Origin of the sequence: Jiangella alkaliphila, from assembly GCF_900105925.1 — a bacterium.
Taxonomy (GTDB): Bacteria; Actinomycetota; Actinomycetes; order Jiangellales; family Jiangellaceae; genus Jiangella; species Jiangella alkaliphila.
This window is the reverse complement of the sequence record NZ_LT629791.1, coordinates 2,908,680-2,930,460: the sequence shown is the minus strand read 5'-3', so window position 1 is coordinate 2,930,460 and position 21,781 is coordinate 2,908,680. Positions and strand designations below refer to the sequence as shown.

Annotated in this window: 20 protein-coding genes and 1 tRNA gene; 10 read left to right on the top strand and 11 right to left on the bottom strand. The window is 73.7% G+C overall.

Annotation, left to right across the window (positions count from 1 at the left end):
• Window positions 1-32: 32 nt before the first annotated feature.
• Complete coding sequence (locus tag BLV05_RS13640; protein ID WP_052762906.1) at window positions 33-722, bottom strand: hypothetical protein; 690 nt, start codon at window positions 720-722, stop codon at window positions 33-35.
• A 32-nt stretch (window positions 723-754) separates the two neighbouring features.
• On the opposite strand from BLV05_RS13640, the gene BLV05_RS13635 reads away from it, so the two are divergent.
• Window positions 755-1,378 (top strand): class I SAM-dependent methyltransferase, encoded by a 624-nt coding sequence (locus tag BLV05_RS13635; protein WP_152690961.1) that lies wholly within the window; start codon window positions 755-757, stop codon window positions 1,376-1,378.
• A gap of 511 nt (window positions 1,379-1,889) precedes the next feature.
• Here BLV05_RS13635 and lysA read toward each other — a convergent pair.
• From lysA to BLV05_RS13620, 3 genes are read right to left on the bottom strand one after another with little or no spacing between them, the layout of a single operon-like run.
• Window positions 1,890-3,269: a diaminopimelate decarboxylase gene (lysA, locus tag BLV05_RS13630; protein ID WP_046771335.1), complete on the bottom strand. Its 1,380-nt coding sequence runs from the start codon at window positions 3,267-3,269 to the stop codon at window positions 1,890-1,892.
• Between the two features lie 3 nt (window positions 3,270-3,272).
• Entirely contained in the window at window positions 3,273-4,931 is a 1,659-nt protein-coding gene (gene argS, locus BLV05_RS13625; protein WP_046771334.1) for an arginine--tRNA ligase, read from the bottom strand.
• Complete coding sequence (locus BLV05_RS13620; RefSeq protein ID WP_046771333.1) at window positions 4,928-5,203, bottom strand: helix-turn-helix domain-containing protein; 276 nt, start codon at window positions 5,201-5,203, stop codon at window positions 4,928-4,930. Before BLV05_RS13620 ends, argS begins: the two co-directional genes overlap by 4 nt.
• 118 nt (window positions 5,204-5,321) lie before the next feature.
• Here BLV05_RS13620 and BLV05_RS13615 point away from each other — a divergent pair, with 118 nt between their 5' ends.
• Window positions 5,322-6,482 (top strand): DUF418 domain-containing protein, encoded by a 1,161-nt coding sequence (locus BLV05_RS13615; RefSeq protein WP_046771375.1) that lies wholly within the window; start codon window positions 5,322-5,324, stop codon window positions 6,480-6,482.
• A gap of 129 nt (window positions 6,483-6,611) precedes the next feature.
• Here BLV05_RS13615 and BLV05_RS13610 read toward each other — a convergent pair whose 3' ends face one another.
• Window positions 6,612-9,299, bottom strand: coding sequence for an ATP-binding protein (locus BLV05_RS13610; protein ID WP_046771332.1), 2,688 nt, complete (start codon window positions 9,297-9,299; stop codon window positions 6,612-6,614).
• A gap of 24 nt (window positions 9,300-9,323) precedes the next feature.
• The gene (locus tag BLV05_RS13605) at window positions 9,324-9,824 is read right to left on the bottom strand and encodes a mycothiol transferase (RefSeq protein ID WP_046771331.1); all 501 of its coding nucleotides are present in this window, start codon (window positions 9,822-9,824) and stop codon (window positions 9,324-9,326) included.
• A 56-nt stretch (window positions 9,825-9,880) separates the two neighbouring features.
• Between BLV05_RS13605 and BLV05_RS13600 the strand changes: the two genes are divergently transcribed.
• From BLV05_RS13600 to BLV05_RS13565, 7 genes are all read left to right on the top strand, one after another.
• Window positions 9,881-10,225, top strand: coding sequence for a PadR family transcriptional regulator (locus BLV05_RS13600; RefSeq protein ID WP_197683643.1), 345 nt, complete (start codon window positions 9,881-9,883; stop codon window positions 10,223-10,225).
• Complete coding sequence (locus tag BLV05_RS13595) at window positions 10,222-11,043, top strand: ABC transporter ATP-binding protein (protein WP_046771329.1); 822 nt, start codon at window positions 10,222-10,224, stop codon at window positions 11,041-11,043. The genes BLV05_RS13600 and BLV05_RS13595 overlap by 4 nt, the downstream gene beginning before the upstream one ends.
• Window positions 11,040-11,732 carry a hypothetical protein gene (locus tag BLV05_RS13590; protein WP_046771328.1) on the top strand — a complete coding sequence of 231 codons (693 nt, stop codon included), beginning with the start codon at window positions 11,040-11,042 and terminating at the stop codon, window positions 11,730-11,732. Before BLV05_RS13595 ends, BLV05_RS13590 begins: the two co-directional genes overlap by 4 nt.
• A gap of 95 nt (window positions 11,733-11,827) precedes the next feature.
• Window positions 11,828-12,679, top strand: a complete 852-nt coding sequence (locus tag BLV05_RS13580; protein ID WP_046771327.1) for a discoidin domain-containing protein — start codon at window positions 11,828-11,830, stop codon at window positions 12,677-12,679.
• A 160-nt stretch (window positions 12,680-12,839) separates the two neighbouring features.
• On the top strand, window positions 12,840-14,288 hold the full coding sequence (pdxR, locus tag BLV05_RS13575; protein ID WP_052762904.1) for a MocR-like pyridoxine biosynthesis transcription factor PdxR: 1,449 nt from the start codon (window positions 12,840-12,842) through the stop codon (window positions 14,286-14,288).
• A gap of 46 nt (window positions 14,289-14,334) precedes the next feature.
• A complete protein-coding gene (gene map / locus BLV05_RS13570) occupies window positions 14,335-15,102 on the top strand; it encodes a type I methionyl aminopeptidase (RefSeq protein ID WP_046771326.1) in 768 nt (255 codons plus the stop codon).
• A 53-nt stretch (window positions 15,103-15,155) separates the two neighbouring features.
• A tRNA-Arg gene (locus BLV05_RS13565) sits at window positions 15,156-15,231 on the top strand.
• A gap of 63 nt (window positions 15,232-15,294) precedes the next feature.
• Here BLV05_RS13565 and BLV05_RS36555 read toward each other — a convergent pair.
• Entirely contained in the window at window positions 15,295-16,128 is an 834-nt protein-coding gene (locus BLV05_RS36555; protein ID WP_160312797.1) for a helix-turn-helix transcriptional regulator, read from the bottom strand.
• Between the two features lie 36 nt (window positions 16,129-16,164).
• On the opposite strand from BLV05_RS36555, the gene BLV05_RS36550 reads away from it, so the two are divergent.
• Window positions 16,165-17,649, top strand: coding sequence for an MBL fold metallo-hydrolase (locus tag BLV05_RS36550; RefSeq protein WP_160312796.1), 1,485 nt, complete (start codon window positions 16,165-16,167; stop codon window positions 17,647-17,649).
• 112 nt (window positions 17,650-17,761) lie between these two features.
• On the opposite strand, the gene BLV05_RS13555 is transcribed toward BLV05_RS36550, so the two are convergent.
• From BLV05_RS13555 to BLV05_RS13540, 4 genes are all read right to left on the bottom strand, one after another.
• Entirely contained in the window at window positions 17,762-18,727 is a 966-nt protein-coding gene (locus tag BLV05_RS13555) for a carbon-nitrogen hydrolase family protein (protein ID WP_046771324.1), read from the bottom strand.
• Between the two features lie 79 nt (window positions 18,728-18,806).
• Window positions 18,807-19,631, bottom strand: a complete 825-nt coding sequence (locus tag BLV05_RS13550) for a class I SAM-dependent methyltransferase (protein ID WP_046771323.1) — start codon at window positions 19,629-19,631, stop codon at window positions 18,807-18,809.
• A gap of 319 nt (window positions 19,632-19,950) precedes the next feature.
• A complete protein-coding gene (locus BLV05_RS13545; protein ID WP_046771322.1) occupies window positions 19,951-20,985 on the bottom strand; it encodes a LacI family DNA-binding transcriptional regulator in 1,035 nt (344 codons plus the stop codon).
• 9 nt (window positions 20,986-20,994) lie between these two features.
• On the bottom strand, window positions 20,995-21,777 hold the full coding sequence (locus tag BLV05_RS13540; RefSeq protein ID WP_046771321.1) for an SDR family NAD(P)-dependent oxidoreductase: 783 nt from the start codon (window positions 21,775-21,777) through the stop codon (window positions 20,995-20,997).
• Between the last annotated feature and the right edge of the window lie 4 nt (window positions 21,778-21,781).

The following is a 21,781-nucleotide window of genomic DNA, read 5'->3' as shown; positions in this document are numbered from 1 at the left end:
AGATGCACGGTCAACGCCGGGCCCTCGGCACGCTACTCCCGTGTCCGCCCTGGGCGGACAGCCGTGGCCGCCGGCAGCCGGAAATGCCCGGCCAGGTCCGCGGCGAGTTCGCCGGCGCTCCGGCTCCCGTCCACCTCGACGACCCGCAGCCCGGCCGCCGCGGCCTGCTGCCGCACCTCGGCGTCCCACAGCGCGTCGCGATCCAGTCGCTTGGCCAGCATCGCGGCCGGGTCGTGGTCGCCCCAGTTAGCGCGGGCTCGCTCGGGGTCGGCGTACCGGTCGGTCAGCATGCGACGGCGGAAGTCGGGCCTGGGCAGCAGGAACACCGCCTGCCACGGCTCCAGCAGCAGCGGCGCGACGTCGCGCGGCGGGTTGCCGAACCAGTCCACCAGCACCGGCCGGTCGCCCGGCAGCGCGAGCAGGTCCTCCGTCACGAAGCCGATCGTCTCGCCGTGCCGGCTCGCCATCGCGTCGAAGATCTCGGCCGCCGTGCGACGCGCCCACGACGCGCCGGCCGACCCGGCGTGGACCATCGCGTGGAACCGCGGATGCTCGTCCGCGGTGGCCCGGTCCAGCCAGCCGTGCTCGGCACGGTCACCGTCGTAGACGAGGGCGTCGTGGGTGGCGGCGAGCGCCCGCGCCACAGTGCTCTTTCCCGCCCCGGTGCCGCCGCCGATCCAGCGCACGTGCGCCAACCTCCGGGCGAGTTCCTCGTCGGCCACGGCGGCCAGGCTACCCGGGCGCGTACGAGAGGATCGGTGGCATGAACCCTCGATTCGACGACGTCGCCGACGACCTCCGGGCCGCGTACGCCGGCGGGGTGGGGTGGCGCGAATCGACGCCCAAGGCGGCGTGGAAGCTGGCCGAACGGGCCGCGTTCCGCGACCGGCTGCGGGCCGCCGGTGCGCGGTCGCTGGTCGAGATCGGCGCCGGCACCGGCCAGGACGCGCTGTTCTTCCAGGAGCACGGGTTGGACGTCGTCGCGACCGACTTCACGGCCGAGATGGTGGCCGCCTGCGCGGCGAAGGGCCTGGAGGCGCAGGTGATGGACGTGCTGGCGCCGGACCTGCCGCCGGAGTCGTTCGACGCGGCGTACTCGCTGAACTGCCTGCTGCACGTGCCCAACGCCGACCTGCCCACGGCGCTGGCGTCGGTGCGCACGCTGCTGCGGCCGGGCGGGCTGTTCTTCCTTGGCGTCTACGGCGGCGACGGATCGGAGGGCGTGCACGAGAACGACCGGCACGACCCGCCCCGGTTCTTCTCCTGGCGCACCGACGAGCAGCTGCTCGCCTACGCCGGCGAGCACTTCGAGGTCGTCGACTTCCACGTGCTCGACGGCGACAGCCACCCGTTCCAGTCGCTGACGCTGCGTCGATGATCTTGACGTTCCCTCGGCGCACGTCGGCCCAGCGAGGGCTGGGCCGGGTGCGATCGCGGAGGACCCGCCGGCCGCCTGGTCGGGGCGGCGCCGCGGTGTCTCCGGATCGTGGAGTCGGCTATCCGCCCGCCCTGAGGGCGAGCAGGACCGCGAGGCACAGCACCAGGCCGAGTGCCAGACCGGCCACCTGATACTGGCCACGCGGGCTCACCAGCCACCTGCGCAGGCGAGCTGGCGCGCGTCGCGTACCGGAGCAATACACCACCGGGTTCCTGCCCTTCTGAAATAAGGGCTCCCAGGGGTGAAACCGCTGCTACGGCCGACCGGGAGCCATGTGATGGCGGTCCCGGCCGGGACTCCAGATATTGTGTTGTTCCCATATGCTCGGCGCGCATCGACAACCGGTCAACCCCGCAGTTACAGTGATTTTCACTGGGCGAGGTGCTGCTACACCGACGACCCCGGCGGCGGGTCGCGGCGCGTTTCCGACACCGGGTTTCCGCGCCGCGGCTCAGCCGACGTCGAGGGCGAGCATGTCGTCCTCGGTCTCGCGGCGCATAATCAGCCGGGCGTCGCCGTCGCGGACGGCGACGACCGCGGCGCGCGGGATGAGGTTGTAGTTGCTGGCCATGCTCCGGCCGTAGGCCCCGGTGCCGGGGACGGCGATGAGGTCGCCCGCCGCGATGTCGTCGGGGAGGAACTCGTCCTTGACGACGATGTCGCCGCTCTCGCAGTGCTTGCCGACCACGCGCGCCAGCACCGGCGCGGCCGAGGACCCGCGCGAGGCCAGCGTGCAGGAGTAGTCGGCGTCGTACAGGGCGGTGCGGATGTTGTCGGTCATGCCGCCGTCGACGGCCACGTACCGGCGCGAGTGCCCGCCGTCGAGCGGGACCGACTTGACGGTGCCGACCTCGTAGAGCGTGAAGGTGGACGGGCCGGCGACGGAACGGCCGGGCTCGACGCTCAGCCGCGGCACCGCCAGGCCGTAGCCGGCGCACTCGTGCGCGATGATCTCGGCCATGTTCGCGGCCAGGACGGCGGGCGGCTGCGGGTGGTCCTGGCTGGTGTAGGCGATGCCGAAGCCGCCGCCGAGGTCCAGCTCGGGAAGCTCGACCCGGTGCTCGTCGCGGACCTCGGCCTGCAGCCGCAGGACCCGGCGGGCGGCCACCTCGAAGCCGGCGGTGTCGTAGATCTGCGAGCCGATGTGCGAGTGCAGGCCGAGCAGCCGCAGCGACGAGGCCTTCAGCACGGCCCGGATCGCCCCGGCGGCCTCGCCCGACGCGATGGAGAAGCCGAACTTCTGGTCCTCGTGCGCGGTGGCGATGTACTCGTGGGTGTGCGCCTCGACGCCGACCTTGGTGCGGATGAGGACGTCGGCGCGCAGCCCACGCGCGGTGGCCAGCGCCGCCAGCCGTTCGATCTCTTCGAACGAGTCGACGATGATGCGCCCGACGCCGGCCTCGAGCGCCCGCGCCAGCTCGGCGACGGACTTGTTGTTGCCGTGCAGGCCGATGCGCTCGGGCGGGAACCCGGCCCGCAGCGCCACCGCCAGCTCGCCGCCGGAGCACACGTCGAGGCTGAGCCCCTCGTCGGCGATCCAGCGCGCGACGGCGACGGAGAGAAACGCCTTGCCGGCGTAGTAGACGTCGGCACCGCCCAGGACCGCGCCGAAGGCGTCGCGGAACGTCCGGGCCCGCGACCGGAAGTCGTTCTCGTCGACGACGAACAGCGGCGTGCCGAACTCGGTCGCCAGCTCCTTCACCGACAGGCCGCCGACCCGCAGGACGCCGTCGTCGTCGCGTTCCACCCCGGCGGCCCACAGGCCCGGGTAGAGGGCGTTGACGTCATCGGGCTCGCGCAGCCAGGTCGGCCCGGCTTCGTGTGTGCGCATGGGTTACATCCGATCCGGTGCATCGACGCCGAGCAGGCCCAGGCCGTTGGCGACGACCACCTTGGTGGCCTCGACCAGCCAGATGCGCGCGCGGTGCACGTCGGTGGCCTCGTCGTCACCGATCGGCAGCACCCGGCAGGCGTCGTAGAACTTGTGGAACGTGGACGCGGTCTCCTCGAGGTAGCGGGCCACGCGGTGCGGCTCGCGCAGCTCGGCCGCCGTGGCGACGACGCGCGGGAACTCGGCCAGCGCCGCCAGCAGCAGCGACTCGCGCTCGTGGTCGAGCAGCTCGGGCCGCAGCTCACCCTTGTCGATGCCCAGCTCGGCGGCGTTGCGCAGGATCGACGCCAGCCGCGCATGCGCGTACTGCACGTAGAAGACCGGGTTGTCCGACGTCTGTTTGGTGATCTGCGCGACGTCGAGGGTCAGCGGGGAGTCGGCCGGGTAGCGGCACAGCGAGTAGCGCAGCGCGTCGACGCCGGCCGCCTCGACCACCTGGCCGAGCGTGAGCATGGTGCCGGCCCGCTTGGACAGCCGCAGCTCCTGGCCGTCCTGGACGATCTTGACCAGCTGGCCGATCGGGATCTCGATGTTCTTCTCGGGGTCGTCGCCCGCGCAGGCGGCCAGCGCCTTGAGCCGGCCGATGTAGCCGTGGTGGTCGGCGCCGAGCAGGTAGACGCAGACGTCGAAGCCGCGCTCGCGCTTGTCGACGTAGTACGCGGCGTCGGCGGCGAAGTAGGTGAACTCGCCGTTGCCGCGCCGCAGCACGCGGTCCTTGTCGTCGCCGAAGCCGGTGGTGCGCATCCACAGCGCGCCGTCGGCCTCGAACAGGTGGCCCTGCTGGCGCAGCACGTCGAGGGCGTGCTCGACCCGGCCCCGCTCGTACAGGCTGCGCTCGGAGTACCAGACGTCGAAGTGGGTGCGGAACTCGTCGAGCTGGCGCTGCTGCTCGGCCAGCTGCAGGCGGTAGCCCTCTTCGCGGAACGTGACCAGCTGCTCGTCGCGGGGCCGCTCGAGCAGGCCGGGGTCGGCGGCGACGATGACCCGGGCGAGGTCGTTGACGTACTCGCCGTGGTAGCCGTCCTCGGGCACCGTCTCGCCGTGCGCCCGGGCCATGATGGACGCGCCGAACTTGTCCATCTGGGCGCCGCGGTCGTTGATGTAGAACTCACGGGTGACGGCGGCGCCGGCGGCCTCGAGCACGCGCGCCAGGGCGTCGCCGACGGCGGCCCAGCGGACGTGGCCGAGGTGCAGCGGGCCGGTCGGGTTGGCGGAGATGAACTCGACGTTCATGGTGGTGCCGGCCAGCGCCTCGCCGCGCCCGTAGGACTCCCCCGCCTCGACGACGACGCGGGCGAGCTCGCCCTGCGCGGCGGCGGAGACGGTGATGTTGAGGAAGCCCGGCCCGGCGATGTCGACCGCCTCGACGCCGCCGGCCTGACGCAGGCGGGCGGCCAGCAGCTCGGCCAGCGCCCGCGGGTTGGTGCCCGCCTTCTTCGCCAACTGGAGCGCGACGTTCGTGGCGTAGTCGCCGTGGTCGCGGTTGCGCGGTCGCTCGACGCTCACCTGGGCCGGCACGCCGTCGGGCAGGGCGAGGTCACCTGCGTCGACGGCGGCGGTGAGGACGTCACGTACCGCGGCGGAGAGCTGTTCGGGGGTCACCGGCCAAGGGTAGCCATTTCCGCGGCGTCGCCGGAGGCCAGCCCGGAGAGCAGGTCGTCGACGGACAGGCCGAGCACGTCGGCGACCGCCACGACGGTGAAGAACGCCGGGGTAGGGATGCGGCCGCGCTCGATCTTGCGCAGCGTCTCGGGCGAGATGCCCGCCTGCGTCGCGACCTCGACGATGCTCCGCGCGCCGCGCGCGGTGCGCAGGGCCAGGCCCAGCCGCTCGCCGCGCTCGCGCTCGGAGATGGTCAACGGGACTCGCACCATGACACCGATACTAATACCGGTCGCCCGCAGCCAAGACCTGGCCGCCGTAGCCGATGGTCGCGGCGCGCTCGACTTTGGTCCGATGCGCACACCGCCGCCGCCCGCGAGGCTCGTCACCATGGCCACGACCCCGCAGACCCGGCCCGCCGGACCCACCGCGACGTCCGAGCGGGCACTCGGACCGGACCTCGCGCGCGGCTTCATGCTGCTGTTCATCGCGCTGGCCAACTCGCACTACTTCTTGCGCGGCGACACGGTGCGCGGCGGCTTCCCGATGGACGGGACGTGGCTGGACTCCGCGGTCACCTGGCTGATCGCGACGTTCGTCGACGGCCGGGCGTTCCCGATGTTCGGGCTACTGTTCGGCTACGGCGTCGCGCACATCGTGCGGCGCAACGAGGCGCTCGGCCCGCGCGGCGTGCGGCACCTGCTGTGGCGGCGCAGCCTGGTGCTGATCGTGGTGGGCTTCCTGCACGCGATGCTGCTGTACGTCGGCGACATCCTGGCCGCGTACGGGGTCCTGCTGCTGCTCGGAGCCTGGACGGTGCGCTGGCGGGCCCGCTGGCTGGTGCTGGTGGCGGTCGCGTTCTTCGCGCTGGGGCTGGCGCCGTCGGCCGACTCCCTGTCGGTCTCCGCCGAGCCGCCGGACGCGTCGATGCTTCCGCCGGACCTGGCGGCGATGTTCTCCGAGCGGATCGTGGTGCAGCCGATCATCATGCTGTTCGGGCCGATCGGGTTCGCCTGCCCGTTCCTCATCGGGCTGCTGGCCGGGCGGGCCCGGGTCCTGGAGCAGCCGGAGCGGCACCGGCGGCTGCTCATCGTCACCGCGGTCGCCGGCATCGGGGTGGCCGTGCTCGGCGCCCAGCCGGCGGCGCTCATGCTGGCCGGCGTCACCGACGTGCCGGGCGAGGCCACGCTGGAGCTGATCGGGCCGCTGCACGACGCGGCCGGCGTGCTCGGCGGGTTCGGCTACGCGGCGCTGATAGCGCTGGTCGCGGCGCGGCTCACCGGGCGCACCGGCCGCATCACCGAGGCGATCCGGGCGACCGGCCAGCGGTCGATGACCTGCTATCTGATGCAGTCGGTGGTGTGGGCGGCGGTGTTCACGCCGTTCCTGCTCGACCTGTCCGGCACGCTCACCGTCACCACCACTGCGCTGCTGGCCACCGCGACGTGGCTGGGCACCGTCGCCGCGGCCGACTGGATGCGGCGGACCGGCCGGCGCGGCCCGTTCGAGGTGCTGGTCCGCCGGGTCACCTACGGCCCGCGGCGCACCTAGCACCGTCGAGCGTGCGGAACGACCCCTGTTGATCATGGCGAAGGTCGGGTCCCGAGCGCGGCGGGAGCCGACCTATTCCGTGATCAACAGGGGGTGGGGCGGGAGTGCTGGGGCGCCAATGAGCCGCGACTAGAGGTCGAGGCGGCCGAGCTCGGCCCGCCGGGCGACGCCGAGTTTCGGGTAGGCCTTGTAGAGGTGGTGGCCGATGGTGCGCGGGCTGAGGAACAGCTGGCCGGCGATCTCGCGGTTGGTCAGCCCGCGCGCCGCCAGCCGGACCACCTGCAGCTCCTGCGGGGTCAGCCGGCCGGTGTGGCGCGGTTCCGGCCGCCGCTGCGGTACGGCGCCGCCCAGCGCGTCGAGTTCGGCCCGGGCACGGGGCTTCCAGGCGTGCGCGGCGATGCGGTCGAACGTCTCCAGCGCCCGGGTCAGCTGGTCGCGAGCGGTCGTCGGCCGGCGGTGCCGGCGCAGCCACTCGCCGTAGGCCAGCCGGGTGCGGGCCTCGTCGTACGGCCCGGCGCCGGCGCGCAGCGACGCCTCGAACCGATCGGCCGCGGCCGCGCCGTCGTCGAGCAGGGCGGCGCAGCGCAACGCGAGCGCCGTCGCGGCCGGGCCGGCGGTGCGCGCGGCCCAGCGGTCGAGGTCGGGCAGCCAGGTGCCGGCCCGGTCGCGGTCACCGGCGCGGATCGCGGCCTCGACGTGGTCCGGGATCGCGCGGACATTCACGTCGAAGCGGGCCGGGCCGGTGCAGGCGTCCTCGAGGCGGTCGAGCGCGGCGGCGGGCTCGGCTCGGGCGAGCAGGGCGACGCCGTCGGCCCAGGCGAGCGTCGCGGCGGCCATCCGGTGCCCGCGGGTGTCGCCGACGACGACGGGCGGGTCGCCCCGGACGGCGGCCAGCCAGGCGGCGATCGAGGTGAGGACGGTGACCTCCAGGTGCTGGCCCAGCTCGGTGGCCAGGGCGACCGCCTCCGTGACCGTGACCTCGGCGTCGCGGAACCGCCCGGACACCAGGTGCGCGAGGGCCAGCGTCTCCTGCACGTACGGCAGCCAGCCGATCGCGCCGTCGTCGCGCAGCCCCGCCACCTGCGCCGTCAGCGCCTCCAGGGCGACGTCGTCGGCGCCGATCAGCAGGCCGGCGAAGCCGCCGAGCAGCCGCTCGACGTTGTCCTCGACCCGGCCGTCGCGGGTCGCCAGCAGCAGCGCCCGCAGCGGCTCCGTGGTCGCGGCCGGCTCGCCGCGCAGCAGCGACGCGACGCCGATCAGGCAGTCGCGCACCTCGTCGCGGCCGGCCGGCAGCTCCCGGGCCAGCTCGGCGCAGCGGGCCAGCAGGACGGGGCTGGCGGCGTCACGGGCGCACCAGGCCGCCTCGGTGAGCACGGCCGTCGCGCGGTCCGGGTCGGTGGTGACGATCGGCGCGGCGACCTCCAGCGCGAGCCCGCAGGCCCGGGCCGGCGACTCGCGCTCGTACGCCACTTGGGCGCGGACCCAGGCCGCCTCGGCCGCCTGGCCGGCCGGCAGTCCAGGCGCGTCGGCCGCCGTGGCCAGCGCCTGGGCCCGGTCCAGCTCGCCGGCGTCGTAGGCGGCGCGGGCGGCGTCGACGAGGCGGCCCTCCGGGGTGCCGCCGCTCAGCGCCGCGGCCCGCTCCCAGGCGCGCGACGCGGCCGCGGGCGCGCCCCGCGCCAGGGCCCGCTCGGCCGCCCGGTCCAGGGCGGCCGCGGCGATCTCGTCGGCGCCGGTGGCGGCCGCGGCGAGATGCCAGGCGCGGCGGTCGGCGTCGCGCGCGTCGTCCAGGACGGCGGCCAGCGCCTGGTGCGCGGCCAGCCGGCGGGCGAGCGGGACGTCCTGGTAGGCGGCCGCGCGGACCAGCGGGTGCCGGAACTCCAGCCCGCCGGCCGTCACCCGCACCAGCCGCTGCAGCTCGGCCGGCTCGAGGTCGGCGACGCCCAGGCCGAGCCGCTCCGCGGCCGCCGCGAACGCCGTCAGGTCGGACCGGTCGTCGGCCGCGGCCAGCAGCAGCGCCCACCGCGTCCGCTCGGGCAGCGCCAGCAGCCGGCCGCGGAAGTGCTCCTCCATCCGGCCGGCCGCAGGGAGCGGCGCGACCGGCGCCGGCAGCACACCCTTGGGCCGGTCGGCGGCCAGCTCGACGATGGCCAGCGGGTTGCCGCCGGACTCCCTGATCACACGGCCAGCAACGTCGTGCGGCAGCGTCCGCAGCCCGGCCAGCAGCAGGGCCGCGCTCTCGTCGTCGAACCGGGGCAGTGTCAGGCTCTCGACGCCGTCGGCCGGGAACGGGCGGTCGCCGTCGCGGGCGGCGAGGATCACGACGACCGGGTCGGACCGCAGCCGGCGGGCCGCGAACAACAGCGCGGCCGCCGACGACCGGTCGAACCAGTGTGCGTCGTCGAGCAGGCACAGCACCGGCGCCTCGTCGGCCAGCTCCGACAGCAGCAACAGCGTCGCCGCGCCCACCATCAGCGGCTCGGTCGGCGCCGCCACCGTCCCGAACGCGGCCCGCAGCGCGCGGGCCTGCGGCGCGGGGAGGTCGTCGACGCGCTCGGCGAACGGCGCGAGCAGCAGGTGCAGGGCCGCGAACGGGATCTCCGCCTCAGACTCGACCCCGGACGCGCGCAGCACCCGGAACCCGCCGGCGATCGCGGCCGCGTGGTCGAGCAGCGAGGTCTTCCCGATGCCCGCCTCACCGCGCAGGACGAGCGCGTACCCGCGCCCGTCCTTGGCGTCGGCCAGCGCCCGACTCAGCCGGGAGCGCTCGCTCGCGCGGCCCACGATCGCCGGTGCGGTGCCGGTGCCGTCCTGGTGCACAGGGCGACGGTAGCCGAGGACGGGTTACTCGCCGGTCCAGCCGTCGATGGATTCGCGGACGAGGTCGGCGTGGCCGTTGTGCCGGGCGTACTCGCCGGTCAGCTTCTGCAGGTTCCACCGCAGGCTGCGGCCGTTGCCGGCGCCGACGGAATCGAGCGTGGCGTGCGCGGCGATGCGCTCGTCGGCCAGCGCCTTCTTCTGCTCCCACGCCGCCAGCGACTCGTCCACCACGGAGGCGTCGACGTCGAAGTCCCACTCGGGGCCGTCGTCGGTGTAGTCGCCCCACACGCCGCGCCACGGCCCGCCCGGCCCGAGCGCCCAGGCCGCGTAGGCGTCCTCCATCTCGGTGAGGTGCCGCACCAGGCCGATCAGCGACAACGACGACGGCGGCACCGATCGGGTGGCCAACTGCCCGGCGTCGAGCCCGGCGCAGTTGGCCCGCAACGCGTCGCGGTGGAACGCGAGCCACCCCAGCAGGATGCTCCGCTCGTCGCCGTCAGCCGGCTCCGGCACTCGATCGACCATCGGCACAAGGTAACAGGGCTATGCAGGGCGGCTGCTATTCAGCTAGCCTGCCTAGCGTGGACGACGGTATCCCCTCTCACTGGTTGCACGGTTTCCTCGATCTCGCCCTGCTCAGCCTGCTCGCGGCCGGGCGCGACTACGGCTACGGCCTGACGCAGCGGCTCGCGGCCGCGGGGCTCGGCGAGGTTCCGGGCGGGACGATCTATCCGGCGCTGCTGCGCCTGGAACGGCAGGGCCTGGCCGCGGCGACGTGGGAGTCGTCGGCAAGCGGCCCGCGGCGCAAGTACTTCGAGCTGACGGCGGCCGGCGTGACGGCGCTGGCCGGGCTGGCCGAGCAGTGGCGCGGGTTCAGTGCCAGCATCACCGGCCTGGCCGAGTCGGCGCGGGACCCGCTCCGATGAGCGCCGATCAGCACTGGGCCGACGAGCTGCGCGCGGCGCTGCTCGACCTCGGCGTGCCGTCGGCCGAGGCTGGACAGCTGGCTCAGGACAGCGAGCTGGAAGCGGCGGGTACGGGCACGCCGCCGCGGCAGCTCTACGGACCGGCGCACGCCTATGCCCGCGAGTTGGCCGGCGCGCTGCGGGTCGAGCCGCCCGCGCTCGACCCGGACGACGCCGGCGCGGTGCTGCTCGAGGTCGACGCCGTGACGAAGACCTACCGCGGCCGGACCGTCCTGGACGGCGTCTCGTTCACCGCCCGCGCGGGCGAGATCGTCGCCGTCATCGGGGCGAACGGGTCGGGCAAGTCGACACTGCTGCAGATCTGCGCGGGACTGGTCCGGCCCAGCTCCGGCTCCGTGCGGCGGACCGCGCGCATCGGCTACGTCCCGCAGGCGAACGGCCTGGCCGACAAGCTCACCGCGGCCGAGCACTTCGACCTGATCGGCGCCGGACTGGGCCAACCGCGGCGCAAGGCCCGCGCGGCCGGCGAGCATCTGGCCGGGCGGCTGTCGTGGCGGCCGACCGGCGAGCTGGCCGAGCACCTGTCCGGCGGCACCCGGCAGAAGCTCAACGTCGTGCTCGGCGAGCTGGGCGACCCCGAGCTGATGCTGCTCGACGAGCCGTACCAGGGCTTCGACCAGACGTCCTACGTCGACCTGTGGCGGCAGGTCCGGCAGTGGCGGGCCGCCGGGCGCGGGATCGTGCTGGTCACGCACCTGTTGTACGAGCTCGACGCGGTCGACCGCGTCGTGGAGCTGGGCACGAGGGAGGACCGGTGAACCGGCTGGCCGCGGTGGCGCGAGGCTGCCTGCGGGAGGTGTCGCGGCGACGCGGCGTGATCGTGCTGCTGGTGCTGCTGCCGCTGGTGTTCTACCTGGTCCGCCGCGATCTGCAGGGCCAGTCGATCCGGATGCTTGCGCTCGGCCTGGGCTGGACGGTGTCGACGCTCGCGCTGTTCGTGACGGTGTCCGCGCGCGGCGTCGACCAGCGGCTCCGGCTGGCCGGCTACAGCGCCCAGCAGCTGGTGGTCGGACGCACCCTCGCCATCACGCTCTGCGGGCTGCCGCTCGCCGCGCTGTATGGGCTGCTCATCGCCGTCGACCAGGACGTCAACCGGCTGTGGGCGGCGATGCTCCTGCTGGCGACGACCACGGTGATCGCCGCGCCGCTGGGCGCCGTCATCGCGGCGGTGCTGCCGCGCGACCTGGAGGGCGCACTGGCGCTGCTGGCCATCCTGTCGACGCAGCTGCTGGCCGACCCGGGCGATCGGATCGCGGTCATGCTGCCGTTCTGGTCGACCCGGGAGATCGGGACGTACGCCATCGACGGCACCGGCGACGACTATCTCGGCCGCGGGCTCACGCACTTCGCCGTGACGTGGGTGACGCTGTTCGCCGTGGCGATGGCGGTCAGCGCCGTGCGGCTGCGGCTGGCCCGGATCCCCGTGCCCGGGCCGCTGCCGAACTGAGGACTTGTCTCCTACGTCCGCCCGCCGGATCGCGGCTCGACGGCGGGCGGCGGCGTCGCGTACCGTCTCGGCGCAGCGATGAGGAGGACAGCGAGATGGCCGTCTGCGACGCGTGCGGGAACCGCGTCTCCGAACTGGCCCGGGAGTGCCCCCGGTGCCGCGCCGCGATCGTGACGACCCCGGCGCCGGTGGCGGTCTCGGTCCCGCCGCCACCACCGTCGTCGGCGATCAGGCCGTCGCCGCCGGTCAGGCCGGCGGAACCGCCGCCGCCACGGCAGGGCACCCAGCCGATCGGCATCGCCCCGCCGCCGCCACCACCGCCCGCCGGCCCGGTGCCGCCGCCTCCGGAGCACGACCGGGCGCCGGTGTCGCGGGGCGTCTTGGCCATCGCCGCGGCGGCCGCCGCGATCGTCGTCGTGATGATCGTGGTCATCCTGGTCGGACGCGAGCCGGCCGGCGACGACACCGGCGACGCCGCGCCCCCGGCCGAGGTCGCAGCGCAGGCGGACGTCGACGTGCCCGGCACCGCGCCCGAAGGCGTCGACAGCGCCGGCAACACCATCGGCTACGCCGCAGCCAACCTCGTCGACGGCGACCCGAGCACGGCCTGGCGGGTCGAGGGCGACGCCGAGGACGAGGAGATCGTCCTCACGCTGCCGTCGGCCCGGACCATCACCGAGGTCGGCATGGTCAACGGCTACGCGAAGGTCGACGAGGAGAGCGGCGACCGCCGGTACGGCCAGAACCGCCGCGTCCTCGCCGCCACCTGGATCTTCGACGACGGCACCGAGGCGTCCTTCGAGCTGGAGGAGACGGTCGAGCCGCAGGTCTTCACGCTCGACGCGCCGGTCGAGACGACGACGGTGCGCATCCGCCTCGACGAGGTGTCCGACCCCGGCGGCCGCGACTTCACCGCGATCGGCGAGCTCAGCCTGGTCGGCCGGTAGATGATCAGGTGACGGACGTCGTCTGGCGGCGGCCGCACGCTGCGCGCCGGTAGCCGGCGACACACGCGGACCGTGCCGGGTGAAGCAGTTCCGACGCTGAAATGAAGCAACGAGGGGGTTGGCTGGTCTCGTCAGACCAGTCGACCGATGGGACCGCTCCTTGCCACGCCGGATCAACCTCCACGTCACCCTGACCGGGGACGGCGATCTGAGCGGTCAGATCCACCGGCGCATCCGGCAGGTGATCCTCGACGGCCTGATGGAGCACGGCGAGCTGCTGCCGTCGACCCGCGACCTCGCCGCCCGGCTCTGCGTCTCCCGCACCACCGTGGGCACGGCCTACGACCGGCTGATGGCGGAGGGCCTGGTGAAGGGGCGGGTGGGGGTGGGGACGTTCGTGACCGGGAGCCCGGCGGGCGCCCGGGCCCGGCCGTCCGCCGCGACGTCGCCGCTGCGGCCGGCGCCGCTGTGGCCGGCTCTGCCCGCCTCCTGCGATGCCGCCGCCGGCGACGTCCGGTTCGACCTGCGGCCGGGGCGGCCGGACCCGCGGCAGTTCCCGTTCTCGACCTGGCGCTCGGAGCTGTCGCGGCACACGAACGCCGAGGCGCTCAGCGCCACTTCGTCCGACGTGGCCGGGCCGGTCGCGCTGCGGTCCGCGCTGGCCCAGCACCTCGGCCTCTTCCATGGCGTACCGGCCGAGCCGGACGACGTCGTCGTCACCACCGGCGCGCGGCAGGCGGTGGAGCTGGCCGCGCGGGTGCTGCTCGAGCCCGGCGACCTGGTGGCGGTCGAGGAACCGGGCCATCGCGACCTCGCGGCACTGTTCACGAGCCTCGGGCTGCACGTCGTCCCTGTCCGTGTCGACGCCGAGGGGCTGGTGGTCGACGCGATCCCTTCCGGCGTGCGCTGCGTCTACACCCGCGCGGCCCGGCACTTCCCGCTGGGCCGGCCGCTCTCCGCCGACCGGCGCGTGGCGCTGCTGGACTGGGCCGGCCGCGTCGACGGCGTGATCGTCGAGGACGGCCACGACGGCGAGTTCCGCCACACCGGCCGCCCGATCGACCCGCTGCGCGGTCTCGACCGGTCCGGCCGCGTGCTCTACGCCGGCTCGCTGGCCCGTCTGCTCCGCCCCGACGTGCGCATCGGCTACCTCGTCGCGCCGGCGCCCCTGCACGCCGTCCTGCACAAGGCCAAGCAGGTCCTCGACCCCGAGCCGGCCACGCCCGTGCAGCTCGCGGCGGCCGCCTTCCTCCGCGACGGGCACCTGTCCCGGCACGTGCGGCGGATGCGAGCGGTCTACACCGAACGGCGCGAACGCCTGATCACGGCGGCGACCTGGACGCTCGGTGAGCACGCGACGCTCCAGCCCTCCCCCACCGGCCTGGACGTCCCCGCCCTCTTCCGCGACCCACACCTGGACGACGTCGAGGTCGCCCGGCAGGCCGCCTCCGCAGGCGTCGCCGTCGCGGCCATCTCCGACCGCACCGTCACCGGCCGCCACCGCGGCCTCCTCCTCGGCTTCGGCGCCCTCCCCACCGACCACGTCGAGGAGAGCCTCACCCTCCTGCGCACCGCGATCGAGTCGGTCGCGACCGGCGAACCGGTATAGTTATCGGCGTTCGCTGAACGTAGGGCTCCAACCGCGAGGGTGCCGCATGATCGAGTTGAAGACCGCCGCCGAGATCGAGGCGATGCGGGCGGCCGGCCGCGTCGTCGCCGCCGTCCATGCGGAGATGCGCGCGCAGGCCGTGCCCGGCGTGTCGCTGGCGGAACTGGACGAGCTCGCCCGCAAGGTCATCGACGGCGCGGGGGCGGTGTCGTCGTTCCTGGGGTACCACCCGCGGTTCGGCGCGACGCCGTATCCGGGCGTCATCTGCACGTCGGTGAACGACATCATGCTGCACGGCCTGCCGACGCCGTACCTGCTGCGCGACGGCGACCTCCTCAGCGTCGACTGCGGCGCGCACGTCGACGGCTGGCACGCCGACGCCGCCATCAGCTTCGTCGTCGGGACGCCCGCGCCCGCGGACGTCGCGCTGGTCGAGACCGCCGAGCGGACCCTCGCCGCCGGCATCGCGGCAGCCCAGCCCGGCGCCCACCTGGGTGACGTCGGTCACGCGATGTCCGCGGTCGGGCGCTCCGCGGGCTATGGCATGCAGAACGACTTCGGCGGCCACGGCATCGGCCGGGCCATGCACGAGGAGCCGTTCGTGCCCAACGAGGGCGAGCCGGGCCGCGGCCTGCGGCTGCGCCCGGGGCTGGTCATCGCCATCGAGCCCAGCCTCATGGCCGGCGGCCACGACGGCTACCACACGGCCGACGACGGGTGGTCGCTCGTCACCGACGACGGCAGCCGCAGCGCCCACGTCGAGCACACCGTCGCCATCACCGCCGACGGGCCGCGCATCCTCACGCTGCCGTGAGCTGAACAGGTTCGCCCGGCCCTGCGGAGGGCTGATACCCTTCTCAAGCCCGAGCCCGCGTAGCTCAGGGGATAGAGCGTCTGCCTCCGGAGCAGAAGGCCGTAGGTTCGAATCCTACCGCGGGCACCAGCAGGTCAGCGGTCATGTCGATCACGATCGAACGACCACGTACGCCGGCCCTGCGCTCGCAGCTCATGCGAGCAGCCGCCGGAACGCGCCCGGTGGCATACCCACGACGCCGCCGAAGACCCGGGTGAAATGGGCCTGGTCGGCGAAGCCGAGCAACACGGCCGCCTGGGCGAGCGACACGTCGCCGCGGCGCAGCAGCAGCGCCGCCTGCCGGACGCGCATCGTCCGCACGTACTCGCCGACACTCTGCCTGTGGAACCGGCGGAACACCGCGGCGAGATGGACGGGATGCACGCCGGCCTCGCGCGCCAGCGCCGCCGTGGAGTGCCGCCGGTGCGGCTCGTCGTGCAGCTGCTGCACGACTCGGGCCAGCCAGCCGGGCGGCGACGACGGCGGCCGTTCGGCGTGCCGCAGCGCGCACCCGGCCAGCTCCAGCGCCAGGCTCTCGGCGACCAAGGTGGAGCAGGGCCGCCACTGCCGCAGCTCACGCAGCAGCCGGCAGGCCAGCCAGACGACCCGGGTCCGCTCCTCGTGGAAGTCGCGCCGCGACGGCCCGGCCTGCGCCAGCAGCTGTGTGCCCCCGGCGGTGAGCTCGACGTTGAAGAACCGGCCGCCACCGGTGCCGACCGCGTCGTCGTGCACGACCCCCGGACGGTGCCACCAGACGGTCAGCGGTTCGTACTCGTGGCACCGGCCGTCGTAACGCTCGGCGTAGCGCCCGTCGACGAGCAGGCTGAAGTACGCGGCCCTGTGCGCGTGGGTCGGCAGTGCCCGGCCGCGCGCATGGCTGATCTCGGACAGCACAAACTGCGACGCGGCCTGAGTGCGCAGTACCTCGCCGTAGAACTCGCCGGCGGAGAGATCGCGGCCGCCTGCGGGCACCTTGTGTTCGTTCAAGACCGGCACCCCCGCACAGTGCCAGGCTGGGTGGCCATGGACGCCATGGTATTCGCGCCGGCTGACTCGACCCTGCACTCCGTCCAGCAGGCACGCGCCGTGCTGGAACGGGCGATCGCCGTCGCCGGCGGGGAGGATCGCCTCCGCCGTCTGCGCACCGTCACGCTGCACTACACCGGCCACCGCACCATGATCAACCAGAGTCGGCAGGCGTACCCGCCGTGGGACCGTGAACCCGCCAGCGGCAGCGTCGTCGTCGACCGCGAGGGCGAGCGGATGTTCGCCGAGAACTACACGTCCTACCCGGGGATCGGCCGGTTCGGCGCCGCCTGGGCGGTCCGCGGCGACCAGGGCGTGCACTGGGAGCCCGACCGCAACCACTACGGCAGCGAGGTCATCGCCACCTACTCCGGGCGCGAGACCGCCGGACCCTGGGCGCTGGCCACGCGCTGGATCCCGCCGCTCATCCTGATCGACGCGTGGGACTGCGGCACCAACCTGCGCCGGCTGGGCCGCGTCACGCGCGACGACCTGCCCATGGACGCTGTGGCCTGGACCCAGCGCGACGGCGGCACCGTCACGCTGCTCGTCGAGACGGGCACCGGTGTCGTCCACGGGTTCGAGTCGGTCCGCGGCGACGGCGTGTACGGCGACGTCACCGACCGTGTCGCGTACTCGGACTGGCGCCGGGTCGGCGGGGTGGTCCTCCCCGCCAAGCGCACGGACCGGTGCAACGACGAGGTCGTGCGCGAGCTGGACCTCGAGTACGGCGTCGACCTTGCGGTCGAAGACGACCGGTTCGAGCTGCCGCCCGGCTACACCCGTCCAAGGCCCGCACCGGACCGGCCGGATGAGCGCCTCCGCGAGGTCGCCGACGGCGTGTACCTCGACCCCGACGGCGTCATGGTCGTCGAGTTCGGCGACTTCCTCGCCGTCGCCGACTGCCCCGACGATTACCACCGCTCCCGCTCGACCATTGCCGCGCTGCGCGAGCGGTTCCCGGACAAGCCGGTGCGCTACGTGGTGCCGAGCCACACCCACGGCGACCACGGCGGCGGCGCCAGGGCGTACTTCGAGATCGGCGCCACGGTGCTCACGACGCCAGGCCACGTCGAGTTCTACCGCACGCTGGCCCGGCCCGCGCCGCGGACCATCTCGCCGGACCCTTACGTCGCCACGGACGACGGCCCGCCGATCGAGGCCTTCCGCGGCACGCACGTGATCTCCGACAACGTCCGGACCATGGTGCTCCACGACGTCGGCCCGAACGCGCACTCGGAGGAGCTCACGATCGTTCACCTCCCCGACCAGGGCGTCGTCTGGCAGGCGGACATCTTCTTCTCGCCGGCCACCGGCGGGGGTCTGAACCCGGCGATGCCAATCACCGTCGACTTCGCCGAGAAGCTGGCGGCGCTCGGCATCACCACCTTCACCGCACTGCTCGAAGCGCACCACGGCCGCGTCGTCTCCGTCGAGGAGTTCCGGCAGGCGCTGGCGCTGGCGGACTACCGAGGCTACTGACGCCGTCGCCCCATCCACCAGGGCGCCGCCGTCGTGCGTGCGATGAGGCATCGATCACGCTCACTCATCGAATCGTCGGCGCCGCGTCATGGGTCGGCCGAGGTGCGGACGCTCATTCCGGGACCGTCACGCCGAGGGTCGCCGCTTGGACAGGCGGTCGGGGCGAGGTGTCCACGAGGAGGCGGAAGACGTCGGGCCGGTTGTAGTGCCCGGTCGGATCCATGAGGCGGCGGGCCGACGCGACCTGGCCGAGGTCCAGCTCGGCCAGGAGTGTCTGCTCTCGCTCCCGCACCGGACCGGCGAGGATGCTGCCGCCGGGTCCGACGATGGCGCTGTTGCCCTCCTCGACCCACGGCCCGCTCGATGCGAGGAAGCTCTCCGGCAGGAGGCGGTCCCGGTGCGGAAAGTCGGCGGGCACCATGCCCTCGTGCAGCACCGGGTTGACACCGACGACGTACATCCGGTTCTCCCGTGCCAGGTGCTGCAACGTGGCGATCCATGCGTCGCCGACGGCCAACGTCGGCGCCAGCCAGACGTCCACGCCCTGCGCGTACAGGTGGAACCGCGCGAGCGGCATGTAGTTCTCCCAGCAGATCAGTCCACTGATGCGTGCCGTGCCGGTGTCGACAACCGGAAGCGTCGAGCCGTCCCCCGGTGCCCAGACTGTCCGTTCCGACCCTGTGGGCACCAGCTTGCGGTGCCGCCCGACCAGCTGGCCCGCCGGCGAGAAGTACAGCACCGTGTTGTAGATCGAGGCCCCGGCCGGCTCCCGCTCCTGTATCCCGATCACGAGCCAGACGGCGTAGGTCGCCGCGATCCGCGCCAGGCGATCGCAGTGCGGCGAGCCGACCACGACGGCGTTGGCCACCAGGAGGCGGAACCACTCGTCGTCGCCGTCCCAGATCGGGCGCGTGTCGATCCAGATCGGGGTGCCGGGCACGAATGCCTCGGGAAAGACCACGAGCTGGGCGCCGTGGCTCGCGGCGTCCGCGGTGAGCGCCTCGACGCGGTCGAGGTTCGCCTCGCGGTCCATCAGAACGTACGCGGCTTGGACGGCGGCCACGGTCAAGGTTTCCATCGGAGTCGGCTCCTTGTACTTCGGGGAGGTCGGACGACGATCAGGTCTCGCGCCGCCCGACGCGCCCGGCTCTGGTTCCCTAGCTCTTGGTGCCGATCGACAGCAGGTACTCCTTCTCGAAGCGCGCCCGCTCGTGCGTGCCGCGGTTCCACTTGTCGCAGAAGGCCTCGAGCGCCGCATCGAACTCGTCGGCCCGTCCGTTCTTCTCCGCGTTGTTGCGCGCTGCGATGGTCGGCCCGTAGAAGGCCTTGAAGTGCTCGCCGTAGCCATGGGCGCGGGCGAACGCCGTGATCTCCAACGTGGCCCGTTCGCGCCTGCCGAAGGTCACCCGGTCGCCGAAGAGCTCATCCAGGTGAATCTCGCTGCCCCACAATGGCGGGGACGACACCCCGGCCGGCGGCGGCGGCGCGAACGGCTTCATCGTCGCGAACAGGTCACCGATCATGCCCTCCGGAGTCCAGCTCAGCAGTCCGATCGTCCCGCCCGTCCGGCAGACCCGCACCAATTCGTCGGCGGCCGCTTGGTGGTGCGGCGCGAACATGACACCGATCGAGGACATCACGACGTCGAACTGGTCATCGGCGAACGGCAGGTGCTCGGCATCGGCGGGGACCCAGGTCAGCTGCAGGCCATCCGTCTCGGCCACCGCGCGGCCGGCATCGAGGAGCTCAGGCGTGAGATCGCTGGCCGTCACATCCGCGCCCTTGCGTGCCGCCGGAATGGCCGCGTTGCCGGTGCCGGACGCGACGTCGAGCACGCGGTCGCCTGCCCCGATGCCGCACGCGTCGACCAGGCGTGGGCCGAGCGGAAGCAGGAAGGTGGTGACCATCTGCGGGTAGTCGCCGGAGGCCCACATGGCGCGATGGCGGCTCTTCAATTCCTGGTCGCTGACAGTGCTGGACATGATCGTCTCCCCCTGGGTCGGTGCTGATGAGGCCGACACTAGGCCCGGAACCGGCTCGCGTACGTCGGGGACGCTTCCCTATCTTTCGCCCAAGCCGCGCCGCACGGCCTCGGCGGCGGCCTGGGCGCGCGTGCTCACGTCCAGCTTGCGCAGGACGGCCGAGACATGGTGGTCGACCCCTTCTACGAGCAGACCGAGGTGCTCGCCCCCGACGGCGTCGCCTCCATGGTCACCCGCCCCCGCCACGCCGCCGTCGGCGAACTGTGGATCATGCCCACCGACCAGGCACGACAGTCTCCGCCGCCCGCCGAAGCAACGGTCACCGCGACCTCGGTGGAGCGCTCGAGCCGCGGACCACCAGGCTCGGCGCTGGGTCGCGAACCACCAGGCCACGGGCCTGCTCGCCGTCCGCGTCAGCGTCCAGCCGTTGCAGCAGCAAGGTGACGGCCGCCGATCCGAGCTCGCGCAGGGGCATGGTGACGGTGGTGAGTGGCGGGGTCACGTGCTCGGCGAAGACGACGTGGTGCAGGGCCACCAAGGAGAGGTCGTCCGGTACCGACAGGCCCGCCGCGCGAACCGCGGTGAGCGCCCCGATCGCCGCGAGGACGTTGCCCACCACGAACGCGGTCGGCCGGTGCGCCGCGGGGACGCCGGCGAGCATGGCGGCCATCCCGTCGTGTCCCAGCGAGACCGTGTGTCCGCCGTCGACCAGCCGGTCGGGGTCCGCGGCCAGCCCGGCCCGGGTCAGGGCGGCGCGCCACCCCCGGACCCGGGCGCTGGAGCGGCTGGTCCCGCCGACGGTGAGGTGACCGATGCGGGTGTGTCCCAGCTCGATCAGGTGCTGAGTGGCGAGGTCCGTGCCGGCGGCGTCGTCGAGGGCGACGCTGGGGAGGGTGGTGGAGCGATCGTTCAGCAGCACTGTCGGCACCCGGGCCTTGGCCGCGCGGACGATCTTCTGGTCGGCGGCGGTGCCGGCCCGTTGCAGCAGCAGCCCGTCGATGGCCCCGCCGTGCAGGACGCCACGGAATGCCTCGTCGCCCCTGGCCAGCGCCTCGATGTCGGCCAGCAGCAGCACGTAGCCGGCATCGGTGGCGGCCTTCTGGGCACCCGCGATGATCTCCCCGTACACCGGGTTGGCCATGTCATGGACGGCCAGGCCGAGCGCGTTCGACCGGCTGCGCCGCAGCGCCCGGGCGGCGTGGCTCGGCGTGTAGTCAAGCTCGAGCGCCGCGGCCAGCACGCGTTCTCGCGTCGCGGCGCGCACCTTCAGGGTCGGGTCGCCGTTGAGGACCCGCGAGACCACGGCCGGCGTGACGGCGGCGGCCAGCGCGACGTCGGTGATGCTGGTCTTCACCCCGCGACCCTAGACGCCGAGGCGCGCCAGCAGGCCACCGTCGACCAGGTAGGGGGCGCCGGTGATGGTGGCGGCGTCGTCGCTGGCGAGGAACGCGACGAGGCCGGCGACGTCGGAGGGCTGGATGAGCCGGCCGATCGGGTGCTGGCGGCCCCAGTCGTGCATGGTGGCGCCGGCGTCGCCCTCGCCGAGCAGCTCGGCGCCGTAGCGCAGCATGGGCGTCTCGACCGAGCCCGGGCAGACGCAGTTGACCCGGATGCCGTCGGCGGCGTGGTCGACGGCGAGGGAGCGGGTCATCGCCACGACGGCGCCCTTGGACGCCGCGTACGCCGCGACCAGCGGCTGGCTGGCGAACGCCTGCGCGGAGGCGGTGTTGACGATCGCGCCGCCGCCCCGGGCGCGCATGGCGGGGATGGCGTACTTGCAGGTGAGGAAGGTTCCGGTGAGGTTGGTGCCGACGACCAGGTGCCAGTCCTCGACGGACATCTCGGGCACGGTGCCGTAGCGGACCACGCCGGCGTTGTTGACCAGCACGTCGATGCCGCCGAACGCCGAGACGACGTCCGCGAGGCCGTCGCGCACCTGATCGGGCGAGGCGACGTCGACGACGACCGGCCGGGCGTGGGCGCCGGTCTCGGTGATCGCCGCGACGGTGTCGGCGGCGGCGTCCGCGGCCAGATCGAGGACGGCGACGGACGCGCCCTCGGCCGCCAAGCGGAGCGCGACCGCGCGGCCGATGCCCGCGCCGGCTCCGGTGACGACCGCGACCTTGCCGGCGAACCGTGGCGTCATGGGG

Excerpts from the sequence above, each read along its gene's own strand:
- BLV05_RS13595 (WP_046771329.1), top strand. The coding sequence starts at position 10,222 with ATGAGCGCCGATCAGCACTGGGCCGACGAGCTGCGCGCGGCGCTGCTC.
- BLV05_RS13555 (WP_046771324.1), bottom strand. The coding sequence starts at position 18,727 with ATGGAAACCTTGACCGTGGCCGCCGTCCAAGCCGCGTACGTTCTGATG.
- BLV05_RS13620 (WP_046771333.1), bottom strand. The coding sequence starts at position 5,203 with ATGGTGCGAGTCCCGTTGACCATCTCCGAGCGCGAGCGCGGCGAGCGG.
- BLV05_RS13580 (WP_046771327.1), top strand. The coding sequence starts at position 11,828 with ATGGCCGTCTGCGACGCGTGCGGGAACCGCGTCTCCGAACTGGCCCGG.
- map (WP_046771326.1), top strand. The coding sequence starts at position 14,335 with ATGATCGAGTTGAAGACCGCCGCCGAGATCGAGGCGATGCGGGCGGCC.
- BLV05_RS13605 (WP_046771331.1), bottom strand. The coding sequence starts at position 9,824 with ATGGTCGATCGAGTGCCGGAGCCGGCTGACGGCGACGAGCGGAGCATC.
- lysA (WP_046771335.1), bottom strand. The coding sequence starts at position 3,269 with ATGCGCACACACGAAGCCGGGCCGACCTGGCTGCGCGAGCCCGATGAC.
- BLV05_RS36550 (WP_160312796.1), top strand. The coding sequence starts at position 16,165 with ATGGACGCCATGGTATTCGCGCCGGCTGACTCGACCCTGCACTCCGTC.
- BLV05_RS13550 (WP_046771323.1), bottom strand. The coding sequence starts at position 19,631 with ATGTCCAGCACTGTCAGCGACCAGGAATTGAAGAGCCGCCATCGCGCC.
- BLV05_RS13615 (WP_046771375.1), top strand. The coding sequence starts at position 5,322 with ATGGCCACGACCCCGCAGACCCGGCCCGCCGGACCCACCGCGACGTCC.
- BLV05_RS13540 (WP_046771321.1), bottom strand. The coding sequence starts at position 21,777 with ATGACGCCACGGTTCGCCGGCAAGGTCGCGGTCGTCACCGGAGCCGGC.